The organism is Streptomyces sp. GC420, assembly GCF_009916105.1.
Taxonomy (GTDB): Bacteria; Actinomycetota; Actinomycetes; order Streptomycetales; family Streptomycetaceae; genus Streptomyces.
In genome coordinates, this window is the sequence record NZ_JAAAXQ010000011.1 from 36,981 (window position 1) to 44,661 (window position 7,681).

Annotated in this window: 7 protein-coding genes and 1 pseudogene; 1 reads left to right on the forward strand and 7 read right to left on the reverse strand. The window is 72.6% G+C overall.

Annotated features, from left to right (window positions below; all coding sequences use genetic code 11):
• Positions 1-2: 2 nt before the first annotated feature.
• Both GUY61_RS02810 and GUY61_RS02815 read right to left on the reverse strand, forming a co-directional pair.
• Complete coding sequence (locus GUY61_RS02810) at positions 3-1,349, reverse strand: FAD-dependent oxidoreductase (protein WP_166628418.1); 1,347 nt, start codon at positions 1,347-1,349, stop codon at positions 3-5.
• A gap of 335 nt (positions 1,350-1,684) precedes the next feature.
• Entirely contained in the window at positions 1,685-2,377 is a 693-nt protein-coding gene (locus GUY61_RS02815) for a DUF305 domain-containing protein (protein ID WP_166628419.1), read from the reverse strand.
• A 187-nt stretch (positions 2,378-2,564) separates the two neighbouring features.
• Between GUY61_RS02815 and GUY61_RS02820 the strand changes: the two genes are divergently transcribed.
• Positions 2,565-4,061 carry an LVIVD repeat-containing protein gene (locus GUY61_RS02820; protein ID WP_166628420.1) on the forward strand — a complete coding sequence of 499 codons (1,497 nt, stop codon included), beginning with the start codon at positions 2,565-2,567 and terminating at the stop codon, positions 4,059-4,061.
• A 58-nt stretch (positions 4,062-4,119) separates the two neighbouring features.
• Here the strand turns inward: GUY61_RS02820 and GUY61_RS02825 are convergent, their stop codons facing one another.
• From GUY61_RS02825 to GUY61_RS39630, 5 genes and pseudogenes are all read right to left on the reverse strand, one after another.
• Positions 4,120-4,761, reverse strand: coding sequence for a TetR/AcrR family transcriptional regulator (locus tag GUY61_RS02825; protein ID WP_166628421.1), 642 nt, complete (start codon positions 4,759-4,761; stop codon positions 4,120-4,122).
• A gap of 179 nt (positions 4,762-4,940) precedes the next feature.
• Positions 4,941-5,636, reverse strand: coding sequence for an HAD family hydrolase (locus GUY61_RS02830; protein ID WP_166628422.1), 696 nt, complete (start codon positions 5,634-5,636; stop codon positions 4,941-4,943).
• A 136-nt stretch (positions 5,637-5,772) separates the two neighbouring features.
• Positions 5,773-6,456, reverse strand: coding sequence for a phosphatase PAP2 family protein (locus GUY61_RS02835; protein WP_166628423.1), 684 nt, complete (start codon positions 6,454-6,456; stop codon positions 5,773-5,775).
• A 55-nt stretch (positions 6,457-6,511) separates the two neighbouring features.
• Complete coding sequence (locus tag GUY61_RS02840) at positions 6,512-7,447, reverse strand: M56 family metallopeptidase (protein WP_166628424.1); 936 nt, start codon at positions 7,445-7,447, stop codon at positions 6,512-6,514.
• A 133-nt stretch (positions 7,448-7,580) separates the two neighbouring features.
• Positions 7,581-7,681 (reverse strand): annotated as a pseudogene (locus GUY61_RS39630) (DUF5134 domain-containing protein); the annotation flags it as partial.

Sequence of the window (7,681 nt, forward strand, 5' to 3'; positions counted from 1 at the left end):
GTTCAGCCCTCCGCGGCGGCCAGCAGCCCCGCCCAGTCGGGGATCTTCACAGGTCCGCGCCCCAGCGAGCGCCCGAGTTCCGCCTCCGTGCGCTCGATCGAGAGCCAGCCGGGCCAGCGGACCGGTCGCAGGCCGGACGCGCCCAGCGCCGCCACCGGATCCGGCTCCGGATTCCTCCGCAGCAGCGCGGGAGCGTCCGTGAGCAGTGAGTTCACCGTCTCCTTCGCGCAGGGCCGGTTGGTGCCGATGACCCCGGTCGGGCCCCGCTTGATCCACCCCGCGACGTACTCGCCGGGCGAGGGAGCCCGGTCCCGCAGCACCCGCCCCGCCTCGTGCGGCACGGTGCCCCGCTCCGGGTCGAAGGGCAGTCCGGGCACCGGGACCCCGCGGTAGCCGACCGACCTCAGCACCAGCTGGGCCTCGATGTCCTCGAAGACGCCCGTGCCGGTGACCCCGCCCCGGCCGTCCGGCCGGGTGCGCTCGAACCGCACCGCCGCCACCCGGCCGTCGGGCCCGGCCAGCAGTTCCGCCGGCCGCAGGAAGAAGCGCAGCCGGATGGTCCGGCGGGTGCCGGTCCTGGGCGGCCGCTCCGCCCAGGAACGCAGCACCTCGACATTGCGCCGGCTGACGGACGGCAGGGACGAGGGGTCCAGGAAGCCGGGGTCGAGGGCGAGTTCCTCCGGGTCCACCACGACATCGGCGTTGTCGAGCGTGGCCAGCTCCCGCAGCTCCTTGGTGGTGAACTTCGCCTGGGAGGGACCGCGCCGGCCCACCATGTGGACCTCGCCGATCCGGCTGCCCGCGAGCGCTCCCAGGGCCGCCTGCGGTACGTCGGTGGGCCGCAGCTCCTCGGCGCCGCGGGCCAGGATCCGGGACACGTCCACGGCCACGTTGCCCACACCGATGACCACCGCGGAGCGGGCCGTGGGCAGGAAACCGTCGCGCGGCGCGTCCGGATGCGCGCTGTACCAGGAGACGAAGCCGGTCGCGGAGTGGCTGCCGGGCAGGTCCTCGCCCGGCACGCCCAGCCGCCGGTCCGTACAGGCGCCGACGCAGTAGACCACCGCGTGGTAGAGCTCCAGCAGGCGCCCGGGCGTGAGCCCGCCCGCGCCCACCTCCACGTTGCCCAGGAAGCTCACCCGCTCGTGCTCCAGCACGGCGCGCAGACTGCCCTGCAGCGACTTGATCTTCTCGTGGTCGGGTGCGACGCCATACCTGACCAGCCCGTAGGGGCAGGGCAGCCGGTCCAGTACATCGATCCGCACATCGGGTACGAGGTCCTGCTGGACCAGCCCCTGGGCGGTGTAGCACCCACTCGGTCCTGATCCGACGACGGCGACACGCAGCACGGCGGGCTCCTTCCCGCAGGGTGCTTCCAGGATCGCACCGGGAGCCGTCCCTGGGGAGGTACGGCGCGGGGACCGCCCCCGGACTTCACCGTGACGGCTTCATGCCCGCCCTCCGCCCGCCGCGGGCGGCGACGGGAGGCGTCTCGCGTTCCGGGCAGCGACCGGACCGCGCACTGCCGCCCGCCGTCCCCGGCCGGGCACCGCGCCGGGAAGCGGCCGACGGGCGCCCCCGTCGCCCGGGGCCGCCGCTGCGTGCCGCGAGCCGGGGCCGCCGCCGCGTGCCGCGAGCCGGTCCCGCGCCGCCGGGACCCGGACGGGCAGGCGGCCGCCGGGCGTCAGGACATCTCCCGCATCCTGCCGATCTCGGCGCTCTGCTGGGCGATCACGTCGTTGGCCATCTCCTGGACCAGCAGGTTCTTCCCGTCGGCCAGCACGTCCTCGGCCATGCTGACCGCGCCCTCGTGGTGGGCGATCATCAGCTCCAGGAAGAGCGCGTCGAACTTCTCGCCGTCGGCGGCACGCAGCTCGTCCAGCTGTTTCCCGGTCGCCATCCCCGGCATCGTCCCGTGCTCGTGTTCGCCGTGCGCCTTCTCGCCTCCGTTGTTCTCGAGCCACGACTTCATCGACTCGATCTCGGGCCGCTGCGCGGCCTCGATGCGTTCGGCGAGCCGTTTCACCTTGGCGGAGGCGGCGCGGTCCGGGACGAGCCCGGCCATCGTCAGCGCCTGCTGATGGTGCGTGATCATCATCTGTGTGTAGGCGAAGTCGGCGGCGTTGGGGGAGTCGTCGGCGACGGCCTCCGCGGCGTCCTCGGCGGACAGGGTCTCCGCGGCCTCCCCGGGCCTGCCGGGCGCGATGACCGAAGGCCCCGGCTGCGCGGCCGACTTGTCCTTCCTGCCGGTGTCACCCGAGCCGGATCCGGACCCCGATTCGCAGCCGCTGAGGGTGAACACCGCGAGCACGGTCGCCGCGGACGCCGCGGCGAGGGCCAACTGACGTACGGGAGCGGTCCTATGACGCTTCAGCACTGCGGCCTCCTGTGACGTACGGGGCGGTTGGTGACCACCCTGACAGGCATTCGGGTCGAGCGGGCAGAGCGTTGATCGAAAACTCGCATTACAAGCTTGTTGCCATCTGTTGAGATGTACACGCAAGGGACGATACTGCCCGGGTGCGTGAACCGTTCGGCTGCGAACGGAGACAAGGGAGGACGCAGTGACAACGTTGCACAATCCCCGAGAGCGGCGCAGACGCCTCACCCTGGCCGCTGCCGCCGCAGGCCTCTTGGCCGCGCTGCTGACGGCCGGGCCGGCCGCGGCGACACCGGACCCGGGTGACGCCCCGGTGAAGCAGGACGTCTCGAAGAGCGAGGCGGCCGAAGCGAGAGCCGCGGTCGAGAGCGGCGACATACCCGGAGTGGACGAGATCGTCCACAGCGGCAACATCACACCGGTGGCCAACGTCCCCAAGGACGCGCTGAAGAGCCTGGGTTCGGACCTGGCCTTCCAGGGACGCTACGCGTTCGGCGGGAACTACGACGGCTTCACCATCTACGACATCGCCGACCCGAAGTCCCCCAAGGTCGTCAGCCAGGTGCTCTGCCCGGGATCGCAGAACGACATCACGGTCTCCGGGGACCTGCTCTTCCTCTCCACGGACTCCTCTCGCAGTGACGACTCCTGCAGCAGCACCTCGCAGAGCGCGACCGTGAAGTCGTCCTGGGAGGGCATGAAGATCTTCGACATCAGCGACAAGAGGAACCCGCGGTACGTCGCCGCCGTCGAGACGGCCTGCGGTTCTCACACGCACACGCTGGTACCCGACGGCCGCAACGTCTACATCTACGTCTCGTCGTACTCGCCGAGCACCACCTTCCCCGACTGCCAGCCGCCGCACGACGGCATCTCGGTCATCAAGGTGCCGCGCAGGGCTCCCGAGAAGGCCGCGGTCGTCGCCTTCCCGGTGCTCTTCCCCGGTGAGGGCCCCGACGGCGGGGGCAACCCCGGCGGGCCGACGAACCCGGGCGTCTCCAAGACCACGGGCTGCCACGACATCACGGTCTTCCCCAAGCTCGAACTGGCCGCGGGTGCCTGCATGGGCGACGGCATCCTCTTCGACATCGAGAACCCCGAGCGGCCCCGGGTCATCGACCAGGTCCAGGACAACGTCAACTTCGCGTTCTGGCACTCGGCGACCTTCAACGAGCGCGGCACCAAGGTGGTCTTCACCGACGAACTCGGCGGTGGCAGCGGCGCCACCTGCAACGCGGCGGTCGGACCCAACCGCGGCGCGGACGGCATCTACGACATCGTTGGCCGGGGCGACCACCGCAAGCTCGTCTTCCGCAGCTACTACAAGATCGACCGCCACCAGGCGGACACCGAGAACTGCGTGGCCCACAACGGCTCGCTGGTCCCGGTCAAGGGCCGCGACATCATGGTCCAGGCCTGGTACCAGGGCGGCGTCTCGGTCTGGGACTTCACCGACTCGGAAAGGCCGAAGGAGATCGCCTTCTTCGAGCGCGGTCCGGTGACCACGGACGCCATCACCGTCGCCGGCTCCTGGTCGGCGTACTACTACAACGGCTACATCTACTCGAACGACATCGCCAAGGGACTCGACGTCCTGAAGATCAGTGACCGGCGGACCGATCCGGCCAGGTGGGTGCGGCTGCACGAGCTCAACGTGCAGACCCAGCCCGATTACCTGTGACCGGCTCCGTGGCCGTCCGACCGGAAACGGTCGTCCGTCGCCGGCCGCCCGCGGCCGGTCATCGGTGACCCGCGGCCCGCAGTGAGCGGGTCCCGCCGGGCGGCTCTCCGCCCGGCGGGACCCCGAGGCCCCACTCCAGGCCGTACTGCTCGAACAGTTCGAAGCGCAGCCGGGTCAGCGGCATCGGCGCCCCCGGGATCAGCAGCGCGAAGACGGCGCCCATGAGCTCCGCGCGCAGCAGCGGATAGTCGGTGTCCACGTCCCGCGAGCCGAACCGCTCCAGCGTGTCGCGCAGCAGAAACGCCAGCCGCTGCTGCTCGGGACACTGCACGAACCCCTCCGCCTGCAGGATTCCCGCCATGTGTGTGCGCATCAGCACCGGGCGGTCCACCGCGAGACCCAGGATGGCGTCGATCGCGCGGGCCAGCCGCTCGGGACCCTCCTCGACCCGCGGTTCCCGCTCCACCGCCGCCTGCAGGGTCTGGTGCATCAGCCGGTGCACCGCCGACTGCAGCAACTGCCGCTTGCCCGGGAAGTAGTACGAGACGAGTCCCCGGGCCGAGCCCGCCCGGTCCGCGATGTCCGCCAGCGTCGTCGCCTCGTACCCATGCTCGCCCACCAGTTCGACCGTGGCCTGCAGCAGGCGTTCCCGGGAACGCCTGCGCAACTCTTCATTGACCGAGGCGCTGCGGGGGGTCATCCTGTAACTCCTGCGTTGACTGGCTCTCAGCCAATATACTCAGCGCTGGCCGCGCGGGCCTGGGCGGATACCCGTCGTGCGCCCGCCCTGCCGGATTCGGACGACGCGGGGGATCGTCCGAATCCGGCAGCTCACGGACCTCCCGGCGGCCGGACCGCGGGCCTGCCACCGGCGCCGGGTCAGCGGATCGCGTCCAGCACCGGCCGCAGTGCCGCCGGGCGCCGGTCGGCCGGCAGATGGTCGACGAGGCGCACCGCGCAGCCGAGCGCAGCCGCCCCGCCGTCCGCGCGGCGGTCGTCACCCACCATCAGGACATCGCCCGGCTCCTCGCCCAGCGCCTCGCACGCGGTCGCGAAGAGCCGGGCGTCGGGCTTCTGGATGCCGTGCTCGTACGACAGCACGTACGCGTCCACCAGGGGATCGAGGCCGTGGGCGCGGAAGACCGGCCGCAGGTCCCAGCCGATGTTGCTGACCACGGCGACCCCCACCCCACGCTCCCGCAGGCCCGCGAGCACCTCCGCGGCGTCCGGGTAGGGCTGCCAAGCCCCGGGCTCCATGTGGCGGTCGTACAGCGCGTCGTAGAGCTCGGCACCCGGCAGCGGAACCCGACGCGCGAGCCCCGTGTACGCCGCCCGGTGTTCCTCGGCGCTCTTGTCGCGCACCGCCCACAGGGCGGTCAGCTCGGGCGGGACGGACTCCGGCGAGGCACCGCCGGGCAGCGCCCCGGCCGCGTCCAGTTCCCGCGCGCACCGCAGCAGTTCCTCCTCCGGAAGGTCGTAGCCCCGCGGACCGAGCACCGCGCGCAGCCACGCCTCGGTGGATTCGACACGGAAGAGTGTCCCGGAGAAGTCGAAGAGCACGCCCTTGATCGTCATACGGCGATGCTCCCCGTACGACCAGCCGCGCGACAAGGGCGCCACGGTCTCCCCGGCGGCTTCGCCCGTCCTTCGGGAAGGGTTGTGCCCTGCCTCGGGCCCCGGCGGCTTCCCCGGCGGCGTCAGGGCCTCCCGCTCAGCCTCCGGCGGCGTCCTGCCGCCGCCCGCGCGCGAACGTCGCGACGGCGCCCGTGACGAGCGCGGCGCCGAGCAGCCAGCCCGCCAGGACGTCCGAGAACCAGTGGACACCGAGGAAGACCCGGGTGACTCCCACACCCACCACCGAAACGGCGGCCAGGGCGAGTGCGCAGATCCAGCCCGCTCCCTGGAGTCCTTCCCGGCGCAGCAGCCACAGCAGCAGCCCGAAGCACACCGTCGCCGTCATCGCGTGGCCCGAGGGGTACGCCGCGTAGTGCGCCGAGTCCACCGGGTCGGGCCAGACCGGGCGCGCCCGGTCGACGGCGGCTTTGAGGCCCTGCTGCACGAGGCTGCCCACGGCGGTCGTCACCGCGACCAGCACCGCGAGCCGGCGGGCACCGCGCCGCACCAGCACCACCACCGTCACCGCCAGCAGCGCGCGCATGGTCCACGGGTCCCACACCCAGTCGGTCAGCACCCGGTTGGCCTGTGTCAGCGCGGGATACTCGTGCGCCCAGCGGTGGGTGGTGTACGCAACGTCGCGGTCCACGCCGATGAGAGGCCGCCAGGCGGTGGCGACGAGCGTCAGGAGGACGAGCGAGAGGACCGAGAGCATCCCGCAGACCGTCGGGGCACGGGTGGCCGCCGGGGCCGGGGAGATGCGTGGGGGCGCTTCGTGCATACACCGATCCTCGCCCATCGCCGCCCCTGGGGGCGAACAACGCCCCCGCGCGGGGTCACCCCAGGGCGCGCAGACCGGGGACGAACGCCACCAGCAGGGGGACGGCGGGCACCAGGGCCGCCGTCGCCGTCAGCCGCAGACGGCGGGCAGCGCTGAACCGGGGAGCCGGCTCCAGCAGCCGGCGGATCCGCGCGGGTACCTGCGCCTCCGCGGTCGGACAGGGCCCGAACGCGCCTCGGTCCTCGTTGAGTTCCACCAGCGCGAGCGCGATGGTCAGCCGTCCGTATCTCCGTGAGGCGGTGTCGTCGGCGGCCAGCTCCACCAGCCGGTGCATCTCGTCGCGGAACGCGGCGAAGACGGGGACCTGGGGGAAACCGTTGGCCAGTGCCGAGGAGCAGTGCAGAAGCCAGTCGTGCCGGGCCCGCGCGTGCCCCTGCTCATGGGCCAGCACGGCGTCGAGCTGGCGTCCCTTCAGCCTGCGCAGCGCGGCCGTGGTGACGACCAGTTGGGGCGCCGTCCCGGGCAGCCACCAGGCCTCGGGCCTGGCGCCCTCGAGCACCACGAGCCGCTCCCCGGAGGGCTCCTCGCCGGGCAGCAGCGGGGCCCGGAGCAGCAATTCGGCCCGGCGGTGCCGGTGCCGCACGTGGGCACGCCACACCTCGCGGGTCAGCATGGCGCCCGTCCACACCCCGCCCAGGGCGAGCAGGGCGGCCAGCCACCCCGCCCAGGAGCCGCCCGCGCCCAGCGCGTACGCCTCGACCACGCCGTGCGGCGCCGGGGCGAAGACATGCCCGCGCACCACCTGCCAGGCGGTGGCCGCGCTGAAGACCATGGCCAGCGCGCAGGACATCAGCACCGCGGCCACCGCGCACTGCCATGCCCACAGCGCGACCACGGGTTCGCGCTCGGCCCAGTCTCCCCGGGACAGCAGCCGGGGCGCGGCCACCGCGGCGAAGGCTCCGAGAAGCAGCAGCGCGACGGCGAGAATCATGGTCTCAGCGTATGAGCGCCACGGCGCCCACGGGTACGGCGAGGCACGGCATGTGATGTACGCCACGGTTTCGTGCGGACACGGAGGCGGCAGCGCGCGGCGCCGCCGGACAAGCACCGGCGGGCGAGCACCGTCAGACGAACAGGAGCATGGCGAACATCCCGATGCCCATGGAAAGACGGCAGACGAGTGCCAGCTCGGGCCGCGTGCTCCACGCCGGGCCCGGACCCGCCC